This is a genomic window from Protofrankia sp. CiP1_Cm_nod2 (genome assembly GCF_920664355.1).
Taxonomy (GTDB): domain Bacteria; phylum Actinomycetota; class Actinomycetes; order Frankiales; family Frankiaceae; genus Protofrankia.
Genome location: NZ_CAKKTL010000065.1, coordinates 6,898 through 24,738 on the forward strand (window position 1 = coordinate 6,898; position 17,841 = coordinate 24,738).

Annotated in this window: 16 protein-coding genes and 1 pseudogene; 13 read left to right on the forward strand and 4 right to left on the reverse strand. The window is 72.5% G+C overall.

What is annotated here, in order from left to right:
• Both NBW84_RS09685 and NBW84_RS09690 read right to left on the reverse strand, forming a co-directional pair.
• On the reverse strand, positions 1-181 hold a 181-nt coding region (locus NBW84_RS09685), incomplete at its 3' end, for a hypothetical protein (protein ID WP_250283786.1).
• 39 nt (positions 182-220) lie between these two features.
• Positions 221-1,291 (reverse strand): glycosyltransferase, encoded by a 1,071-nt coding sequence (locus NBW84_RS09690; RefSeq protein ID WP_250283788.1) that lies wholly within the window; start codon positions 1,289-1,291, stop codon positions 221-223.
• A 474-nt stretch (positions 1,292-1,765) separates the two neighbouring features.
• Between NBW84_RS09690 and NBW84_RS09695 the strand changes: the two genes are divergently transcribed.
• The 8 genes from NBW84_RS09695 to NBW84_RS09730 all read left to right on the forward strand — a co-directional run bounded on the left by NBW84_RS09695 (position 1,766) and on the right by NBW84_RS09730 (position 10,898).
• A complete protein-coding gene (locus tag NBW84_RS09695) occupies positions 1,766-3,484 on the forward strand; it encodes a rhamnosyltransferase WsaF family glycosyltransferase (protein ID WP_250283813.1) in 1,719 nt (572 codons plus the stop codon).
• 313 nt (positions 3,485-3,797) lie between these two features.
• Positions 3,798-4,913: a DegT/DnrJ/EryC1/StrS family aminotransferase gene (locus NBW84_RS09700; RefSeq protein WP_250283790.1), complete on the forward strand. Its 1,116-nt coding sequence runs from the start codon at positions 3,798-3,800 to the stop codon at positions 4,911-4,913.
• 20 nt (positions 4,914-4,933) lie between these two features.
• Positions 4,934-5,536: an acyltransferase gene (locus tag NBW84_RS09705; RefSeq protein ID WP_445548680.1), complete on the forward strand. Its 603-nt coding sequence runs from the start codon at positions 4,934-4,936 to the stop codon at positions 5,534-5,536.
• A gap of 292 nt (positions 5,537-5,828) precedes the next feature.
• Positions 5,829-6,935 carry a hypothetical protein gene (locus tag NBW84_RS09710; protein WP_250283794.1) on the forward strand — a complete coding sequence of 369 codons (1,107 nt, stop codon included), beginning with the start codon at positions 5,829-5,831 and terminating at the stop codon, positions 6,933-6,935.
• The gene (locus NBW84_RS09715) at positions 6,932-9,028 is read left to right on the forward strand and encodes an O-antigen ligase family protein (RefSeq protein ID WP_250283796.1); all 2,097 of its coding nucleotides are present in this window, start codon (positions 6,932-6,934) and stop codon (positions 9,026-9,028) included. The genes NBW84_RS09710 and NBW84_RS09715 overlap by 4 nt, the downstream gene beginning before the upstream one ends.
• Positions 9,028-10,215, forward strand: coding sequence for an amidohydrolase family protein (locus NBW84_RS09720; protein WP_250283798.1), 1,188 nt, complete (start codon positions 9,028-9,030; stop codon positions 10,213-10,215). Before NBW84_RS09715 ends, NBW84_RS09720 begins: the two co-directional genes overlap by 1 nt.
• 129 nt (positions 10,216-10,344) lie before the next feature.
• Positions 10,345-10,632, forward strand: coding sequence for a type II toxin-antitoxin system Phd/YefM family antitoxin (locus NBW84_RS09725; RefSeq protein ID WP_250283800.1), 288 nt, complete (start codon positions 10,345-10,347; stop codon positions 10,630-10,632).
• Positions 10,629-10,898 carry a type II toxin-antitoxin system RelE family toxin gene (locus tag NBW84_RS09730; protein WP_250283801.1) on the forward strand — a complete coding sequence of 90 codons (270 nt, stop codon included), beginning with the start codon at positions 10,629-10,631 and terminating at the stop codon, positions 10,896-10,898. Before NBW84_RS09725 ends, NBW84_RS09730 begins: the two co-directional genes overlap by 4 nt.
• Here the strand turns inward: NBW84_RS09730 and NBW84_RS09735 are convergent.
• Positions 10,846-12,132, reverse strand: coding sequence for a glycosyltransferase family 4 protein (locus NBW84_RS09735; protein WP_250283802.1), 1,287 nt, complete (start codon positions 12,130-12,132; stop codon positions 10,846-10,848). The two genes, NBW84_RS09730 and NBW84_RS09735, sit on opposite strands and share 53 nt — an antisense overlap.
• Positions 12,133-12,401: 269 nt before the next feature.
• Here NBW84_RS09735 and NBW84_RS09740 point away from each other — a divergent pair, with 269 nt between their 5' ends.
• The 5 genes from NBW84_RS09740 (at position 12,402) to NBW84_RS09760 (ending at position 17,543) form a co-directional block, all read left to right on the forward strand.
• On the forward strand, positions 12,402-13,241 hold the full coding sequence (locus tag NBW84_RS09740; RefSeq protein ID WP_250283804.1) for a 2OG-Fe(II) oxygenase family protein: 840 nt from the start codon (positions 12,402-12,404) through the stop codon (positions 13,239-13,241).
• Between the two features lie 47 nt (positions 13,242-13,288).
• Positions 13,289-14,206, forward strand: coding sequence for a glycosyltransferase (locus NBW84_RS09745; RefSeq protein ID WP_250283806.1), 918 nt, complete (start codon positions 13,289-13,291; stop codon positions 14,204-14,206).
• An 80-nt stretch (positions 14,207-14,286) separates the two neighbouring features.
• The gene (locus NBW84_RS09750) at positions 14,287-14,910 is read left to right on the forward strand and encodes an acyltransferase (protein WP_250283808.1); all 624 of its coding nucleotides are present in this window, start codon (positions 14,287-14,289) and stop codon (positions 14,908-14,910) included.
• The gene (locus NBW84_RS09755) at positions 14,907-16,049 is read left to right on the forward strand and encodes a glycosyltransferase family 2 protein (protein WP_250283809.1); all 1,143 of its coding nucleotides are present in this window, start codon (positions 14,907-14,909) and stop codon (positions 16,047-16,049) included. Before NBW84_RS09750 ends, NBW84_RS09755 begins: the two co-directional genes overlap by 4 nt.
• Before the next feature lie 165 nt (positions 16,050-16,214).
• Complete coding sequence (locus tag NBW84_RS09760; protein WP_250283811.1) at positions 16,215-17,543, forward strand: glycosyltransferase family 4 protein; 1,329 nt, start codon at positions 16,215-16,217, stop codon at positions 17,541-17,543.
• A 117-nt stretch (positions 17,544-17,660) separates the two neighbouring features.
• Here the strand turns inward: NBW84_RS09760 and NBW84_RS09765 are convergent.
• Positions 17,661-17,841 (reverse strand): annotated as a pseudogene (locus NBW84_RS09765) (ATP-binding protein); the annotation flags it as partial.

The window sequence follows — 17,841 nt, forward strand, 5'->3', positions numbered from 1 at the left end:
CGGAGCCGGAGCCGGAGCCGGAGCCGCTGTCACCCGTCGGGGGGCTGCGGAACGGGATTCTCTGCAGCCGTACGGTGGTCCGCTCGACGGGCGGATCCCCGGTCGGGGGGGCGCCGTCCATCCAGATGAAGTCATCCGTCCCGGTGGTCGCGCGACCGGGACGGGTGGCGTCGGAGGTCATGACGCGTGGCTGTGGGCCGTGCCGGTGCGTGCCATGCGATCACACGCCGTTCCAGCGCCATCGCCGCCAGCGGATCTTGTCCTCGATCGTGCGGTAGGTGGTGAGCGCGGTGACGGCGGAGCGGTGCTCGCCGGCCCGCCGGGCCACCGGGATCGCCCGCCACGCGGCCAGCGCCGGAGCGTCCGGCCAGAGCTCCCGGGCGAAACGCAGGTAGGAGTCGACGAGGTCGCCGTCGTGCTCCGCCCGGCCCTCCGAGCAGATCCGGCGGACCTGGCCGAGCGCCTCGTTCGCCAGCGTGCGCCGGACCGTCGTGAGCAGGCCGTCGGCGTCCGGGATGCCCGCGGCGCGCCCGGTGAGGACGACCTGGAACGCGTCCCAGCGAGCTCGCAGGTCGGTGAGGTGCCCGGCATACACGGTGCGTTGCATACTGGCCGCGTGCACGCGGTAGTAGGCCTGGTCGGTGCCGTTCACCCGGCCGACGTCGGCCACCGAGGCCGCCCGCAGCCACATTTCCAGGTCACCCGAATGCGGGAGATCGGGCCGGTAGCCGCCGATCTCGCGCTGTACCGAGGTCCGCAGCACCACCTCGGGGTTGAAGATGCAGTTGATGCCCGCCCGGCAACGTAACCGGATCCATTCCGGCCCGTCCCAGATTGTCCAGTTCCGGACGCGGGTGCGCGGTGGTTTCGGTGGCCTGCCCTCGTAGAGATGGGTGGGGTGGCCGTAGGCCATGCCGACGGAGGGGTTCGCCTCCAGCAGGGCGGTGGCCCTGGCCAGCGAGCCGGGCAGCAGCAGGTCGTCCGCGGAGAGCAGGACCACGTAGTCGCCGGTCGCCTCGGCCAGGCCGTCGTTGTAGGTGGCGATGTGACCGCGGTTGGCCGGATGCCGGATGACGCGGACCCGGCCGTCGGCGGCCGCCAGCGCCGCCGCGACGGTCGCGCTGGCATCGGTCGAGGCGTCGTCGACGATGATGACCTCCGGGTCGACACCCTCCTGCGTCAGCACCGTCTCGACGCACTCCGCGAGATAACGCGCGTAGTTGTAACACGGCACCACGACGGAGACCGTCGGGCGTCGGCTCAGCGTCCCGGCCGGAACACGCCTGCTCATCTACCGTTACCCCCCGTTGGTGCCGACGCGGCGCGCGCCCGGTCCTGCCCCGAAGACGTTGATGATCGTATTCTCGACGCCGAAGACCGTGATCAAATCATGCTCCCGGCTCGCGCCCCACCCTCTGCCGGCGGGATCCCCGCCGTGCCCGGGCTCCCGCCGGAACGGCTTCCGGGCCCTGGTCACGGAAAACAGCGACCGCGCTTCCCGATGATCGCACTGCTGGTGAGCCCCCCGGCGGCATGGGCATGACAACAAACCGGACATGCCTCGAACCCGGACGAACTTTAGCAGCTTCCGGCGACGGCCATGCCCTGCCGGATCCATGTTCTGTCGGGCCGGGCACGGATTGGCGTCCGCTCGGGCCCGTCGGGGCGATTCGCGGAATCAGCGGATTCGCCGGACCCTGGTGCGCGGCCGCCCGTGCGGGCAGGCCATCATCTACGGGGGGACGGGCACGGCAGGGGGGAAGCCATGAACGATTCGGCCGGGAACCGGCATACAACGCGTGACCAGATCACGCGCCGGGCGGGGCAGATCGCCCGGATCGTGCGCGAGGACGGCACCCGTGGGCTCGCCGGGCGTGTGCTGCGGGCGGCGTCCCGGCGGCTGGACGATCCGTCGGGCGCGTTGCCGGTCCGCGCGCGGGAGGTGTTACGGGCCGGCCCACTGACGCCGATGCCGGCCGGGGCGCCGGGGGCGCCATCGCCGGTGGGAGCGCCCGAGCTGGAAACGCCCGAGCTGGAAACGCCGGAGCTGGGAGCGCCGGGGGCGCCGACGCCGGTGGGAGCGCCGCACGCGGCGGTGCCGGTAGCGGCGGCGGAGGCGGCCGGCCCGTTTTCAGCGGGGCAGGCCGTGCCGGCGGACGCGTCCGGGGCACCCGCGGGGGGCACCCGCCCGACGGTGCCCGCCGCCGCGCGCGACGACGCCCCGCTGGTCGTCAACTGGGTGATGACCCCGCCGCCGCCGGGCTCCGGCGGGCACACCACCCTGCTGCGGCTGGTCGAGCACCTGGAGCGCCGCGGCCACACCTGCCGGCTGTACTTCTACGATCGCTACGCCGGCGACATACGCGCCCACACCGAGGTCTTCCGCGGCTACTGGCCGCGGATCCGCGCGGAGGTCGCCGACGCGACCGGCCCGATGCTGCCGTGCGACGCCGTCTTCGCGACCTCGTGGCAGTCGGCCTACGTCGTGGCCGATCCGCGGACCCCGGGCCGCCGGTTCTACTGCGTCCAGGACTTCGAGCCGCTGTTCTACCCGGCGGGCACCGAGAGCCTGCTGGCCGAGAACACGTTCCGTTTCGGCTTCCACGGCATCACCGCCGGCCGCTGGCTGGCGGCGAAGCTGACCGCCGAGTACGGGATGCCGTGCGACCACTTCGAGTTCGGCGCGGACACGGACGTGTACCGGGTGGACACGTCCGCGCGGCGGCCGGCCCGGGACGGGGTGGTCTTCTACGCCAAGCCGAGCACACCGCGGCGTGCCTACCCCCTCGGCCTGCTGGCGCTGGAGGAGTTCCACCGGCGCCACCCGGACGTGCCGATCCACCTCTTCGGCGAGAACGTGACAGCCCTGCCCTTCCCGGCGCACCGGCACGGCGTCATCACACCGGCCGAGCTGAACGCTCTGTACAACAGGTGCGTGGCTGGGCTGTGTCTGTCGGTGACGAATGTCTCGCTCATCCCGTTCGAGCTGTTGGCCGCCGGCTGCGTCCCGGTCGTCAACGACGCCCGGCACAACCGGCTGGTACTGGACAACCCGTACGTGTGTTACGCCCAGCCCACGCCCGGTGAGCTGGCCGCCGCCCTGTCCGAGGTGGTTGGCATGGCCTCGGCCGGGCAGCGGGAGGAGCGGGCGCGGGCCGCCGCGGCCGGCGTGGCCGACCTGCCGTGGGACGCCGCGGGCACGGCCATCGAACGGGTGCTGCTGCGGGAGCTGCGCGGTGTCCCGGCACAGCGGGCGTCCGGGCCCACCGAGTCCGCCGAACCCACCGGGCCCACGGAGCCCGCCGAGCCCACGGAGCCGGCCGAGCCCACGGAGCCCGCCGAACCCACGGGCTCCGTCGGCTCCGGTGGGCCCGCCGGAGCCGTGCGGTCCACCGGATCCGCCGGCCCGGCGCTGGTCGGCGTCCCTGGCGAGGTGTCCCGTGAGGTCCATCGGGGCGCACCTGCTGAGGCCGGCGTCGAGTAGCCCGCGGCCGTCCGGCCCCGGTGGCGGCCGGCCGTCCCGGCCGGTCCACGGCCGGGTGACCTGGCCGACGGCTCCCGCGCCAGCCGGTTCCTCGTGCCGGCCGGCTGTCCGCTCGTCCGTGCCAGCCCGTCTGTGCCAGCCCGTCCATGCCGGCCGGTCTTCCGTGTCGGCCACCCGCGCCCGCCGGCCGGATCCCGACGCGACCGGCCCTGACAGGTGCCGCCCCGCCGACCGCCGCCCCGCCGCCCCTGCCGACTGCCGCCCCTGCCGACTGCCGCATCTGACGATCGTTGACGTGACTGTGAGGACGACGATGACCCCTATCCCCCTGGTGGATCTCCCGGCCCAGCACCAGGAGATCGCCGCCGAGATCGAGCCCGCCCTCGCCGAGGTCATGCGGACGGGCGCGTTCATCGGTGGCAAGCCGGTCGCCCTTTTCGAGCAGGAGTACGCCGACTTCCTCGGCATCAGCCACTGCGTGGGCGTCGGGAACGGCACCGATGCCCTGGAGATCGCGCTGCGTGCGCTGGGGATCGGCACCGGCGACGAGGTGGTCCTGCCCGCCAACACGTTCATCGCCACCGCCGAGGCGGTGGTCCGCGCGGGTGCCCGTCCGGTGCTCGTGGACGTCGACCCGGCCACCTACCTGATCGACCCCGCCGCCGCCGCGGCGGCGATCGGCGCCCGGACGGCGGCCGTGATCCCGGTGCACCTCTACGGCCAGGCCGCCCCGGTCGAGGAGCTGCTGCCGGCGGCCGCCGCGGCCGGGGCGGTGGTGGTCGAGGACGCCGCCCAGTCGCAGGGCGCCACCCGGCACGGCCGGCACGCGGGCACGTTCGGGGCGGCGGCGGGAACGAGCTTCTACCCCGGCAAGAACCTCGGTGCCTACGGTGACGCCGGTGCCGTGCTGACGACGTCCGCGCAGGTCGCCGCGGCGGCCCGCACGATCGGCAACCACGGCAGCGACCGCAAGTACGTGCACGGCCGGTTCGGGGTCAACTCCCGGCTGGACACGCTCCAGGCCGTGGTGCTGCGGGCGAAGCTCGCCCGGCTGGCCGCCTGGAACACCGCCCGCGCCGCCGCCGCCGCCCGTTACGGTGAGCTGCTGGCGGAGCTGGCCGCCTCCGGGGCCGTCACCACCCCGGTGGTCCTGCCCGGCAACACCCACGTCTGGCACCTGTACGTCATCGAGGTGGACGACCGGGACGCCGTGCTGGAGCGTCTGCACGGCGCCGGTGTCGGGGCGGGCAGCCACTACCCGGTCCCGGTGCACCGTCAGGAGGCGTTCGCCGATCTCGGGTACGCGGCCGGCGCCTTCCCCGTCAGCGAGCGGTCCGCGCGGCGCATCCTGTCCCTGCCCCTGTACCCCCAGATCACCGCGGAGCAGCAGACGCGGGTCGTCGACGAGCTGCGGAAGGCGCTGCGGTGACCGCCGTGACCAGCAGCGCCATGGCCGACGTGCCGGACGGCCGCGGGGCCGTCTTCGTCCATCCCCGGGGGCTGTGCGAAAGCGACCAGGTCGGCGCCGGCACCCGGGTCTGGGCGTTCGCGCACGTCATGGCCGGTGCCCGGATCGGCCGGGACTGCAACGTCTGCGATCACGCGTTCGTGGAGTCCGGCGCCGTGGTGGGGGACCGGGTGACCATCAAGAACGCGGTCCTGGTCTGGGATCTCGTCACGGTCGAGGACGACGTCTTCCTCGGCCCCAACATGGTTTTCACCAATGACATGAACCCGCGGGCCGAGGTGAAGAAGGGCCGCGACCGTCTCGACCGGACCCTGGTACGCCGGGGAGCCACGATCGGCGCGAATGCCACGATCGTATGCGGCACCACGCTGGGTGAATACTGTTTCGTGGCGGCCGGCGCGGTGGTCATCCGTGACGTGCCGGCGCACGCACTGGTGGTGGGCAATCCCGCGCGGCGGGCCGGCTGGGTGTGCGCGTGCGGTGAGCGGCTCGATGACGAACTGGCCTGCCCGTGCGGGCGGCGGTACGAACACCGGCCGGCCGATATCGAAACCGGCGCTCCCGCCGGGCTGCGTCCGGCGTAGAAAACGACGATGATCCACGAAACCGGGCGGGATGGCGGGTTAAAGTATCCATGTGTACCCTTCCGGTGACATCGGTCGCTTCCGTGGTTGTCTCCGTATCCTCCGGTTCCCGTGGCTGTCAGCGGTGATCCTTCTGTGGCTCCGGCCGCTCCGTCACCGGACGCGGGAGGCCACGGTGGTATCGGGAGGGGGTACTTCACGGGTGCCACGACTTGTCGGTCCGACGCCGGTCGTTCCGGTGTCCCACGGCGGCTGACCCGCCGTCAGACGTTCGCCGCCGGGGGGCTGGGACATGTATCTGCGAGATTCTTTCTATGTGCTCACGCGCCGCTGGTACGTGGTGCTGCCGCTTTTTGTCTTTTTTGCGCTGACCGCTGGTTTCATGGCCCGTGCGACGCCGTACAGTTACACCGGTAAAGCAACCGTCGTGTTACTCTCACCGTCGGTGAAGTTGATGAACGAGCCGACCGCGTCCAACCCCTTCCTGGCGTTCAGCGGTAATCTCTCGGCCACCGCCACGGTACTCATGCGTATTCTCACGGACGAGGAAGCGGCACAGAAACTGGTCGACGCCGGGGGGACCGCCGCCTACACGATCGGGCCGGATCCGACCGCTCCTGGGGCGCCGCTGCTGGTGATGGAGACCAAGGACAACGATCCGGCGGTGGCGTCCCGCACCATGGACGGCCTCATCGAGCTGTTGAAGACCGAGCTGAAGGACCAGCAGACCAAGGCCCGTGCCCCGGCGGATGTACTGATCACAGCCACGGTGGTGTCGGACCTGGAGCCGGTACGCAGTGGCTCCGCCAAGAAGAAGGTGATCGCCGGGGGTGCGGCGGTGGCGCTGGTGGTACCGATGCTGACCGCTTTCGCGGCCGAGGGCGCGGCGTTCCGGCGGGCCCGGCGGCGGGCCGGGGACCTCGGCGTCGCCGCCCCGGCCGCCGGGCAGGAGCCGGCATCCTCGCAGGAGCCGGCCGCGGCTCAGGCGCCGGCCGGTACACGGGCCCCAGCGGGCTCGCCGGCCTCGGCCGACGCGCTTTCCCCGGCCGGTGCGCGGTCCGCGGGCGAGGCCCGTGAGCCGCGCTACAGCGAGCAGCCGACGATCAGGACCACGGTCGGCCAGGCGTTCCACTCGCGGCGGCCCGGCTCCTCACAGCCACCGCAGCCGCAGCCACCGCAGCCGCAGCCGCGGCAGCCGCGGCAGCCGCGGCAGCCGGAGCTGCTGGAACGGGTGGAGCCGCTGGACGTCGCGGACCTCCCACCGGCGCGGGCCGCCGCCCCCGCGGATGCCGCCGACCATCGGCGGGCGGCCGGCCCGGCGCCGGACGAGACCGGCTGGGAAGGGTTCGTGGAGCTGGAGACCACCGAGTTCAGCCGCCGGATGCTGCCGAACCGATGATCTCCTCGTCCGGGCGGACGCTCGGTGGCACGGGGCTGTTCGTCACGTCCCGGCGGGTACCGCGGTCGGCGCCGGAGGCGGCGGACCTGCGCCTGCAGCTGTTACGCCGCGGGGACGCGGTGGTCGCGGTCACCGCCCTGCTGGTCATGATGATCATCATCCCGGCGCGGATGCGTTTCGCGCCGCTGGGCGCCGCCGGCAACCCGGCGTTGCTGCTCGGGATGCTGCTGTTCGTCTGGTATGTCGCGGTCCGGCTGGTGCCCTGGCAGCGTCCGCCCCTGCCGGGGCAGGGGGCGCGCGTCCTGCTGGCCCTCTTTGGCCTGTCCGTGCTGGTCAGTTACGTGGCGGCCATGACACGGCCCATCTCCGGCGCGGAGATCCGCGCGGCCGACCGCGGGGTGCTCACGGTCGGCGCCGCGCTCGGCCTGGCGTTCACCGTCCTCGACGGCGTCCCGGACCGGGCACGGCTGGATACCCTGCTGCGCCGGCTGTGCACCGCCGGCACGGTACTGGCGATCTTCGGGCTGTTGCAGTTCTACTTCCATTTCGACATCAACGGCTACATCCGGATACCCGGTCTCAGCGGCGGTGGCCAGAGCTTCATCTCCGGGCGGGACGGCCTGGTCCGGGTGGCCGGGACGGCGAGCCACGCGATCGAGTTCGGGGTCGTCCTCGCGGCGGTCCTGCCGCTCGCGCTGCATTACGCGCTGTACGCGCCGCCGGAGGGGCGGCGCAACGCGTGGCTCAAGGTCGCCGTGATCGGTCTCACCCTGCCGATGTCGGTGTCCCGGTCGGCCATCCTCACGATCGGTATCGCCCTGCTGGTGCTGGTGCCGTCCTGGCCGGCGCGCCTGCGGCGACGGGCCCTGCTGCTCTCCCCGGTGGCCCTGGCCGCGATGCAGGTGGCCAGTCCCGGGACCCTGAAGACGATCTTCGACCTGTTCCTCAACATCGGTAACGACGACAGTGCGGCCGGCCGGACGGCCGACTACGCCACGGCAGGCGTCTACATCGACAACTCCTTCTGGCTCGGGCGCGGCTACGGCACCTTCCTGCCGGAGAAGTACCGGGTGCTGGACAACGCCTACCTGGGGCATCTGATCGAGACCGGTGTCATTGGGCTCGGCGTCCTGCTGCTGCTGTTCGTCGGCACCTTCGTGCTGGCCCGTCGCCTGCGCCGGGACAGCGAGGATCCCGAACTGCGCAACCTCGCGCAGACGCTGGCCGGCGCCGTCATCGCGGTCGGGGTGTCCTTCGTCACTTTTGACGCGCTCGGCTACGCGATGGTCTTCCTGACCACCTTCCTGCTGATCGGAAGCGTCGGCGCGCTGATGCGGCTGGAGGGCCTGCGGCGTACCGGGGACGGATCCGCGCCGCACCGGGCCGCCGGCCGGCCGTGGCCGGGCGCCGGGCTGCCGCACCCGGGGATCTGGAACCTGCCCGCCCTCGCGCTGCGCCGCTGGTACGTGGCGCTGGCCGTCGCCCTGCTCGTGGCTGCCGGGATGCTGCACGTCCGGTCGGCCCGGGGCACGTACGAGGCGACCGCCGCGCTCGCGGTGTTCCCCCAGGCCGGCAGCGCGCTCAACCCCTACCAGGCCTTCAACCTGAGCAATCAGACGATCGTGCGGGTGGTCGCCGAACGGGTCAACGGCCGGGGCTTCGTCGTCGATCTCAACCGCGCGGAGCGCGGGGCCGAGTACGTGGTCGCGGCCGAGACCATCGGCACCCCGGAGAACCCCGGGGCCCCGGACGCCCCGACCGTCATCGTCACCGTCTGGAGCAGCGACCCCGATGTCGCGGTCGCCAAGATGCGGGAGCTGGCCACCCAGGTCGGTACGACTCTCCAGGACGTCCAGCAGGCGGCCGCGCCGGAGTCGAACGCCCGTCTCACGGCGGTCCCCGCCCTGATGCCCGGCCGGGCCAGCCTGGTCACCGGCAACAGCAAACGCGCTCTCGGCATGGTGCTCGTGCTCGGCCTGCTCGGTCTCATGTTCGTCCTGCCGATGACCGAGCGGCTGTTCGCCCGGGCCGGGCGGTGGCGGGCGGCGTATCTGGCCACACATCCGAGACCGTCCATCCGAAAGGCTGCCTGATGAACCCACGCCAGACCGTCAGGAAAGCCGGTATCGCTCTCCTGCGGGCGCGTATCGCGGACCCTCCGTTGTCGCGGTGGGATCCTCAGCCGGCCCTGCGGACACCCGCCTCCGAGATCCGCCGGGCCGCGTTCCCGGCCGTGGACGCGCACAACCACCTGGGCCGCTGGCTGCGCCGGGACGGCTCCTGGATGGTCGACGACGTCGGCGCGCTGCTGGCGATGATGGACGAGCTCAACATCACGACCATCGTCAACCTCGACGGCCGGTGGGGCGCGGAGCTGGCGGCCAACCTCGACCGCTACGATCGCGCCCACCCCGGACGTTTCGTCACCTACTGTCACCTCGACTGGGGGCTGCTGCGTTCGCGGCGGGCGACCGGGGAGCTGGTCGCGCAGCTGCGCGCGTCCGCCGCCGCCGGCGCGCGCGGTCTGAAGGTGTGGAAGGACCTCGGGATGCGGGTCCGTGACGGCCGGAGCCGGCTGGTGCTGCCGGACGATCCCAGGCTCTCCGACGTGTTCGGGACGGCCGGGCAGCTCGGGCTGCCGGTCCTCATCCACGTCGGTGACCCGGTGGCGTTCTTCCGCCGTCCCGACCGGCACAACGAACGCCTTGACGAGCTGCGCCGGCACCCGACCGCCTCCCGGGCCGCCGGCCTGAACGCCCTGCCCGGGCTGCGCGGCCCGGGCCTGCCCCGCCTCCTCGAAGCGCTGGAGTCGGTGGTGGCGGCCCATCCCCGCACGACCTTCGTGGGGGCGCACGTCGGATGCCTGGCCGAGGACCTCGGCGAGGTCGCCCGGATGCTGGCCGCCTACCCGAACCTGTGCGTCGACATCTCGGCCCGCGCCGCCGAGCTGGGCCGCCAGCCGCGGGTGGCCCGCCGGTTCATCGAGCGCTTCGCCGACCGGGTGCTGTTCGGCACGGACGCCTTCCCCCCGGCCGCGGACGGCTACCGGGCCTTCTTCCGGCTGCTGGAGACCGACGACGACCACTTCACGTACTCGCCGTCGGTGCCGCCGCCGCAGGGGCGCTGGGCTGTCTACGGTCTGGACCTTCCCCCCGAGGTGCTGCGCCAGGTGTACGCCGGCAACGCCGCGCGCCTGCTGCCCGGCGTCCGGCCGGTGGCCGCGGCGCCGTCGCCACCGGCCGGGCCCGCCCGCCGGCCCGATCCGCGGCCGGTGTCCTGACAGCCGCGCCCTGAGGCCGTTCTCGGAGGCGGCCCCGCCGCCGGCCATCGCCCACCGGCGGGGCGTCCCACGCGTGAGCTGTCCCGGCCAGCGATCCTGCGTGTACACAATTCAGGGTACGCTTCCGGTGTGGACGACAGCCAGAACGAGCTGAGCGCAAGGGATGCCCGCGCCCATTTCGCCGAGGTCATCACGCGCGCCCAGAGCGGAACACCCACCGTCATCACGCGCAACGGCCAAGCCGTGGCCGCGGTCGTCCCCATCGAGGATTTCAACGCTCTCGAGGACGCCATCGACCGGTACTTCGCCCGGGAGGCCGACCGCGACCTGGCGGAGAACCCCGACGCCCCCACCTACAGCATGGCCGAGGCCATCGCCGCGATCTTCGAGGACAGCCCTGACCAGGGCGTCGCGTGAAGTACGCGTTCAGGTGGCGTGAACGGGCGGTCAGGCAGCTACGGGCCATCCCGCAGCCAGCCGCGCTGACGATCCTGCGGGCCCTTACCCCGCTCGGGGACGACCCGCGCCGCCCGGACGCGAACGTGCGGAGACTCGCCGGCTACGAGGACCGCTACCGGCTGCGGGTCGGCGACTACCGGATCATCTACGACATCGTGGACGGGCAGCTCATCATCCTGATCGTGGGAGTCGGCCACCGCCGGGAGATCCACCGGACGATGTGACGGGGGCGCCGAGCGGCGGGCGTGGCCGGGCGGCCGCGCGGTAGACCTCGGCGAGCCGGGTGCCCGCCGCGTCCCAGGTGTGCCGGTTGCGGGCGTCCAGGCAGCCCTGCCGCAGCGTCGCGAGCGTCGCGGGGTCCTCGGCGAGCAGCCGGATGTGCTCGGCCAGTGTCGCGGTGTCCGTCGCCTGGTGGACCAGCCCGTCGACCAGGTGCCGGGCCGGGGAGCCACAGGCGTCGGAGATCACCGGGACGCAGCCGCAGGCGGCGGCCTCCAGCGTCACCAGGGCGCTCCCCTCGGTGACGCTGGGTAGTACGAGCGCGTCCGCGCTCCGGAAGAGCGTGCCGAGGTCGTCGACGAACCCGAGCTCCCGGACCCCGGGCAGGCTCAGCAGCTCGCCCAGGCTCGCGCGGTACTCAGGCATGATCACACCGCAGATGAGCAGCTCGCCGGGGGCGCCCGCGTCGCGCCAGGCGCGCAGCGCGTAGTGCAGCCCCTTGTTCGGCTCGCCCCGTCCCGCGAAGACCATGGTGAACGGGCGGTCCGCCGGGCGGGGGAGATCGGTGGGGAAGAACCGGGCCGGGTCGTAGCCGTAGGCGTGCCGGACCAGCCGGCCGGTGTCGGCCCCGTACTCGGCGAAGGTCCGCACCACATAGTCGGACGGGCACAGCAGCGTGCTCGCCGCGTCGTACTCGGCGTCCTCCCGGCGGAGATGACCGGTGGTGCCGCGATGGGCGTGCCCGCGCGGGAGCTGGATGCCGCAGGCGGCGGCCTCCTGCTCGGCCAGCCCGCAGGCGGACCGGCTGTGCGGGCTGCACACCTCGCGCAGCCCGGGCAGGCCGATGCGCCGCGCCGTCCGCAGGGTGTGGATACAGCCGCGGGGCCAGGTGTGCACGACGTCGTAGGCGTACGGGCGGGTGGCGAGTTCGTGGGCGGTACGCCTGTCGTGGTAGCCGTAGGCGCGGCGGACGCCGATGGCCCGGTGCGGGATCCGCCGGCCCCGGGCGACCATCGTCTCGACGACCTCGGCCGCGCCGTCGAGTTCCCCCGCCAGGCTCGTGCAGTACACGGTCACCGCGAAACCCGCGTCAATCATGCTTCTGACCTGGTGGAACGCGGTCGTGGAGATCCCCGGCCGGCCGAGGGTGTGCGGAAACGAGTACAGGACGCGCAGCGGCCGTTCCCCGGCCGTGGCCGTGGCCGCGGCCGTGTCGTTCGTTGTGATTCCCGTGGTCATCGACAGACAACTCCCCCTCGTGAAGCGCGCCATTGCGGTGGGTGAACCGGTCTTCGGTGCCGTCGGTGAACGCGTGACGGATACCCGCTGCCGCATGTGCCGTGTCCGGCGCCACATCCGGATGGTCTACAGTATGGGCGCCGAGGTGGGGCCACTCACGCGCCGGTGCGTTACCTTACGGAGCGTGCGTGGAGTGACGGGGTGTAGTGCGGGCAGCTGTTCCGGTGAAATCGCCGGAGCTGCCCACGGCTTTGGGGGGTTGTTTCACGTTGCCACGGACCGTGTCCGACTACTATTTCGACCGGGAGACTCTGCGGCCGCTCGCGGAGAAATACGGCGCCTCCTTTCAGACGGCGCAGCCCTTCCGGCACGTCGTCATCGACGATTTTCTGCCCGCTGAGACGCTGCGGGCGGTCGTCGACGCCTTCCCGAAGCCGGGGGACGCCGACTGGCAGCGTTTCGACGCCAGCCAGGAGGTCAAACTCGCGCTGGCGGACGAGACACTGATGCCGGCGCCGCTGCGGCACATACTCCAGCAGTTCAACTCCGGCCCCTTCCTCGACTTCCTGGAGGAGCTGACCGGGATTTCGGGCCTGCTGCCGGATCCGCATCTTGTCGGCGGCGGTCTGCACCAGATCGTCCGGGGCGGTTTCCTGAAGGTGCACGCGGACTTCAACCGGCACCGCCGGCTCGGCGTGGACCGGCGGCTGAACGTGCTGCTGTACCTGAACGAGGACTGGGACGACTCCTGGGGCGGCCACCTGGAGCTGTGGGACCGCGACATGACAAAAGCCGTCCACCGGATCGCGCCGCTGTTCAACAGGTTCGTGGTCTTCGCGACCACCGACCACTCCTACCACGGCCACCCGGATCCGCTGCGTTCCCCGGAGGGGGTCACCCGGCGCTCGCTGGCCTGGTACTACTACACCAACGGCCGGCCGGCCGACGAGGCGTCACCGGACCACACCACGCTGTTCCGGGCCCGCCCCGGTGAGGAGATCCGCCCGACCGGGCTGGCCCGCGCCCAGGACATCGCCCGCCGGGCCGCCCCGCCCCTGCTCGTCGACGCCGCCCGCACGCTGCGCGCCCGCCGCCAGGCGGGGCGCTGAGCGCCCGGCCGGCGGATCCGGGAAGGGGGGCTGGGGCAGGTGACCACGTGACCGTTCTCGCCAGCGTCGTCATACCCGCGCACAACGAGGAGACGGTGATCGGCCGCTGCCTGGAGCGGCTCGCCGACGGCGTCCGCCCGGGGGAGATCGACATCGTCGTCGTCTGCAACGGCTGCACCGACCGCACCGCTGAGCTCGCCCGCGCCGCCGGGGCCCGGGTGGTGGAGGCACCCCGGCCGGGCAAGGCCGGCGCGCTCAACCTCGGTGACGACACCGCGACCGGCTTCCCGCGTTTCTACGTGGACGCCGACATCGAGGTCCGCGGCGGCGACCTGCTCCGGGTGGCCGAGGTGCTGCGGGCCGGCCCCGCGCTCGCGGCCGCCCCGCGGATCCGGGTCGCCACGGCCGGGGTGAGCCGGGCCGTCCGGGACTACTACCGCATCTGGCTGAAGCTGCCCTACACCCGCGACAACCATGTCGGTTCCGGTGTGGTGGGCGTCAGCGAGCGGGGCCGGGCCCGGTTCGACCGGTTCCCGGAGGCGATCGCGGACGACTTCTTCCTGTATCACCGTTTCACGGCGGACGAGCGCCGGACCGTTTCCGGCACCGAGTTCCTCGTCCATCCCGCGCGTACCGCCCGTGACCTGGTGTTACGCAAGATCCGGGTGTACGCGGGCAACATCGAGATGCGGCGGCTGGGCCTGGCGCCGGCCACCCCGGCCGCGGGCACGGCCACCCCGGCCGGGGGTACGGCCGGGTCGAGTACGGCCGGGGTGGCGCGTCCCGGCCGGCTGCCCGGCTGGCTCGCCGTGGTGCGCGCCGAGCCGGCGCTGGTCACCGCCGTCCCGGCCTATGTCGCCATCTCCGCGGTGGCCCAGCTGCTGGCCCGGCGCAAGGTCCGACGCGGGCAGCTGGGCACCTGGGAACGGGATGCCAGCAGCCGGGTGAACGGAGCGGCCGCATGAGCGCGTCCGTGAGCGGGAACGCGTCCGCGAATGGGAGCCCGTCCGTGAGCGGGAACGCGTCCGCGAATGGGAGCCCGTCCGTGAACGGGGGCACGGCCGAGGGGGCCACGATGCGGGGGAGCGCGTTCCGGGGGAAAACAGCCGAGGGGAGCGCGGCCAGGCGGGGGAAGGCGGCCGGCACGCGGCGGCTCAACGCCGTGAAATCGCTGCTGGACCCGCGTCCCTACGCGCATCTGTTCCGCATCCTGCATTTCTATTCCTATTCCCACACCCGGCAGAAGGCGCTGCTGACCCGCGGCCGGGGGGTGCGGTTGGCGCCCAACGTCTCCATCCGCAACGGCGAGCGGATCAGCATCGGCGACCACGCCCACATCGGTGAGCGCTGCTACCTGTGGGCGGGTGACGGCACCGGCCGGATCGACATCGGGGAATACGCGCTGTTCGGCCCGGAGGTGTTCGTCACGGCCTCCGACTACCAGATCGCCCCGGACGTCCCGGTCATGCACCAGCCCAGGCGCGAACGCGACATCCGGATCGGCCGGGACGTCTGGCTCGGCGCCCGGGTGGTCGTCACCGCCGGTGTGGAGATCGGCGACGGGTGTGTCGTCGGCGCGGGTTCGGTGGTGACCCGGTCGCTGCCGCCCGGCTCGATCGCGGTGGGGGCGCCGGCGCGGGTCGTGGGGAAGCGGGGTGAGCCGGGATGACCGGTCTCGAGACCAGCGCCGAGACCAGCGCCGAGACCAGCGCCGGGGCCGCCGTCAGGGCCGGCGTCGAGGTTTCCGTACTGATCGTCTCGTACAACACCGCGGAGCTCACCGTAAAGTGCCTGGAATCCCTGCGTGAGCAGACCAGGGACACCTCGTACGAGGTGATCGTCGTCGACAACGCGTCGACCGACTCCTCCGCGGCACGCGTCCGCGCCGCCTTCCCGGACGTCGAGGTGGTCGAGTCCGGGACCAACCTCGGTTTCGGACGGGCGGTCAACCTCGCCGCCCAGCGTGCCAAGGGCGAGTACCTGCTGCTGCTCAACCCGGACACGGTCGTTCTCGACGACGCGCTCGGCGCGCTGCTCGCGTTCGCGCGGGCCCGGCCCGGACACGGCATCTACGGTGGCCGGACGCTGCGTCCGGACGGCTCGCTGGATCCGAGTTCGTGCTGGGGCGTGCCGACGTTGTGGAGCCTGGCGTGTTTCGGCCTGGGGCTGAGCACCTGGCGCAAGGGCTCGGCGTTGTTCGACCCGGAGTCGCTGGGCCGGTGGCGCCGGGACAGCGTCCGTGAGGTCGGTGTCGTCACCGGCTGCCTGCTGCTGGTCCCACGGGCCGTCTTCGGTGCTCTCGGCGGGTTCGATCCCCGCTACTTCATGTACGGGGAGGACGCGGATCTCAGTGTGCGGGCCCGCCGCGCCGGCTGGCGCCCGGTGATCACGCCGAACGCCACCGTCATCCACCATGTGGGCGCCTCCTCGGCCCGCCGCTCGGACAAAATGATCATGGTGATGCGGGCGAAGGCGACGTTCGTACGCGATCACTTCGAGCCGGGCGCGCGTCAGCGGGCCGCGCTCGCGCTGCTGACCCTCGGCGTGGCCGTGCGGGCGGCGCTGGCGGTGCTCACCCGCCGGTTGCGGGCGGCGCGGCCGGCGACAGCACCGGCACCTGTGGCGACAGCACCGGCACCTGCGGCGACAGCACCGGCGGCGACGGGTGCGGCGCGGCCGGCCGCATCCGGGCCGGGACGTTCCGCGTCGGCCGCCGGCGCCTGGGTGGGGGTCTGGCGGAGCCGCCGGGAATGGCAACCGGGATACCCGCCGTCGCCGGCCGCCGCGGACCGGCCGACCGCGGGCTGACCCCGAGCTCGTCACGGGCGGACCGGACGGGCGGACCGGACGAGCGGAAAAGCACGTCCAGGCCACCCGCCCGGTGCCACCGGGACCGCTGTCAGGAATGTCATGCAATTCAGGTGTGGCGGCGGGTGAAAACCCGGGCCACCGGCGTCCGGGGGGCGACCGAAGGTGAACAAGCGTGTCCTGATCATTGTGCAGAATCTGCCGGTACCGTTGGACCGGCGGGTCTGGCTGGAATGCCAGGAACTTGTCCGGGCCGGCTACACGGTGTCGGTGATCTGCCCCCGCGGGCCGCAGGATCCCGATTACCAGGAGCTCGACGGCGTCCATCTCCACAAATACGACGCCCCGAAGACCAGGCCCGGCGTCCGTGGTTATCTGGCCGAATTCGTCGTGTGCTGGCTGAGGACGGCCAGGCTGTCCGTCCGGGTACGGCGCGAGATCGGTTTCGACGTCATCCAGGCGTGCAACCCGCCGGACACCTACGCGCTGCTCGCCGCCCCCTACAAGCTCACCGGGACGAAGTTCGTCTACGACCAGCACGATCTGTGCCCGGAGGTGTACCGGTCCCGCTTCGACCGCCCGTCCGACCTGCTGCTGCGCGGCCTCTACCTGCTCGAGGGCATCACCTACCGCCTCGCCGACCACGTGATCTCGACCAACGAGTCCTACCGGCTGGTGGCGATGGGACGCGGCCGGCGCGACCACGCCGACACGACGGTGGTACGCAGCGGCCCGGACACCGACCGGATGCGGCCGGGCGCGGACTCGCCGGACCTGCGCCGTGGCCGGCGCCACCTCGCCGTCTACCTCGGGGTGATGGGTCCGCAGGACGGTGTCGACGCCGTCCTGCGCGCGCTCGACATTCTTGTCCACAAGGACGGCCGGGAGGACATCCACGTCGCCCTGCTCGGTTTCGGTGACTGCTTCGAGGAGCTGCGCGCGCTGTCCACCGAGCTCGGCCTGGACGACTACGTGACCTTCACCGGCAGGGCGGACGCGGTCACGATCGAGAAGTACCTGCGGACCGCCGCGGTCGGCCTCGGCCCGGATCCGGCGAATCCGCTGAACGAGGTGTCGACCATGAACAAGACCATGGAGTACATGGCCTACGGGGTGCCGGTCGTCACCTTCGACCTCACCGAGACCAGGGTGTCCGCGGGCTACACGGCCTGTTACGTCGAGCCGGGGGACCTCGAGGGGTTCGCCCGGGCCGTCACGGATCTCCTGGACGACCCCGAACGTCGCCGTGAGCTCGGCCGCCAGGGCCGGGAGCGGGCCGTCGAGGTCCTCGACTGGCGGCTGCAGGCCCCCGGATACGTCGCCGTCTACGACCACCTGCTGGGCGCCACCAGCACCGACACGGCAGCCGGAACGCGGTCGTGGCCGCGCCGGCGACCGGCGTCCTGGCGGAAGGCCGCGGCCTCGACGGCGGCCTTCCTGGTGGCGGGGGCCGCTACGCTCGCCGCGGTGAACGGCCGGCGGGGCCGCTGGTGACGTCCGAAGCGCCCGCTCACCGCGGGCGGTAGCGGGCGGTGGAACGCCAGAACCCGGATGCGGACGGAAGTCACCTTCCGCTACCGCGTTACCTTCCGTTACCGCTTTTCTGGCGTGTCAGGCCTGCATGAGGGTGATGGTGCGGCCGGCGGGGCTTGTCGTGGTGGTGATGGTGGTGCGTTCGGTGATGTCGGGGGCGTCGGGTCGGGTGTCGAAGAGGACCAGGACACCGGTGTCGAGGCCCAGCCGGTCGAGGTAGTGGTCGAGCTGTTTCAGGCCGGTGCGCAGCGGGTTGGCG

Bases quoted from the DNA above. Each gene is read 5' to 3' on its own strand.
- NBW84_RS09690 (WP_250283788.1), bottom strand. From the start codon at position 1,291: ATGAGCAGGCGTGTTCCGGCCGGGACGCTGAGCCGACGCCCGACGGTC.
- NBW84_RS09695 (WP_250283813.1), top strand. From the start codon at position 1,766: ATGAACGATTCGGCCGGGAACCGGCATACAACGCGTGACCAGATCACG.
- NBW84_RS09700 (WP_250283790.1), top strand. From the start codon at position 3,798: ATGACCCCTATCCCCCTGGTGGATCTCCCGGCCCAGCACCAGGAGATC.
- NBW84_RS09705 (WP_445548680.1), top strand. From the start codon at position 4,934: ATGGCCGACGTGCCGGACGGCCGCGGGGCCGTCTTCGTCCATCCCCGG.
- NBW84_RS09710 (WP_250283794.1), top strand. From the start codon at position 5,829: ATGTATCTGCGAGATTCTTTCTATGTGCTCACGCGCCGCTGGTACGTG.
- NBW84_RS09715 (WP_250283796.1), top strand. From the start codon at position 6,932: ATGATCTCCTCGTCCGGGCGGACGCTCGGTGGCACGGGGCTGTTCGTC.
- NBW84_RS09720 (WP_250283798.1), top strand. From the start codon at position 9,028: ATGAACCCACGCCAGACCGTCAGGAAAGCCGGTATCGCTCTCCTGCGG.
- NBW84_RS09735 (WP_250283802.1), bottom strand. From the start codon at position 12,132: ATGACCACGGGAATCACAACGAACGACACGGCCGCGGCCACGGCCACG.
- NBW84_RS09755 (WP_250283809.1), top strand. From the start codon at position 14,907: ATGACCGGTCTCGAGACCAGCGCCGAGACCAGCGCCGAGACCAGCGCC.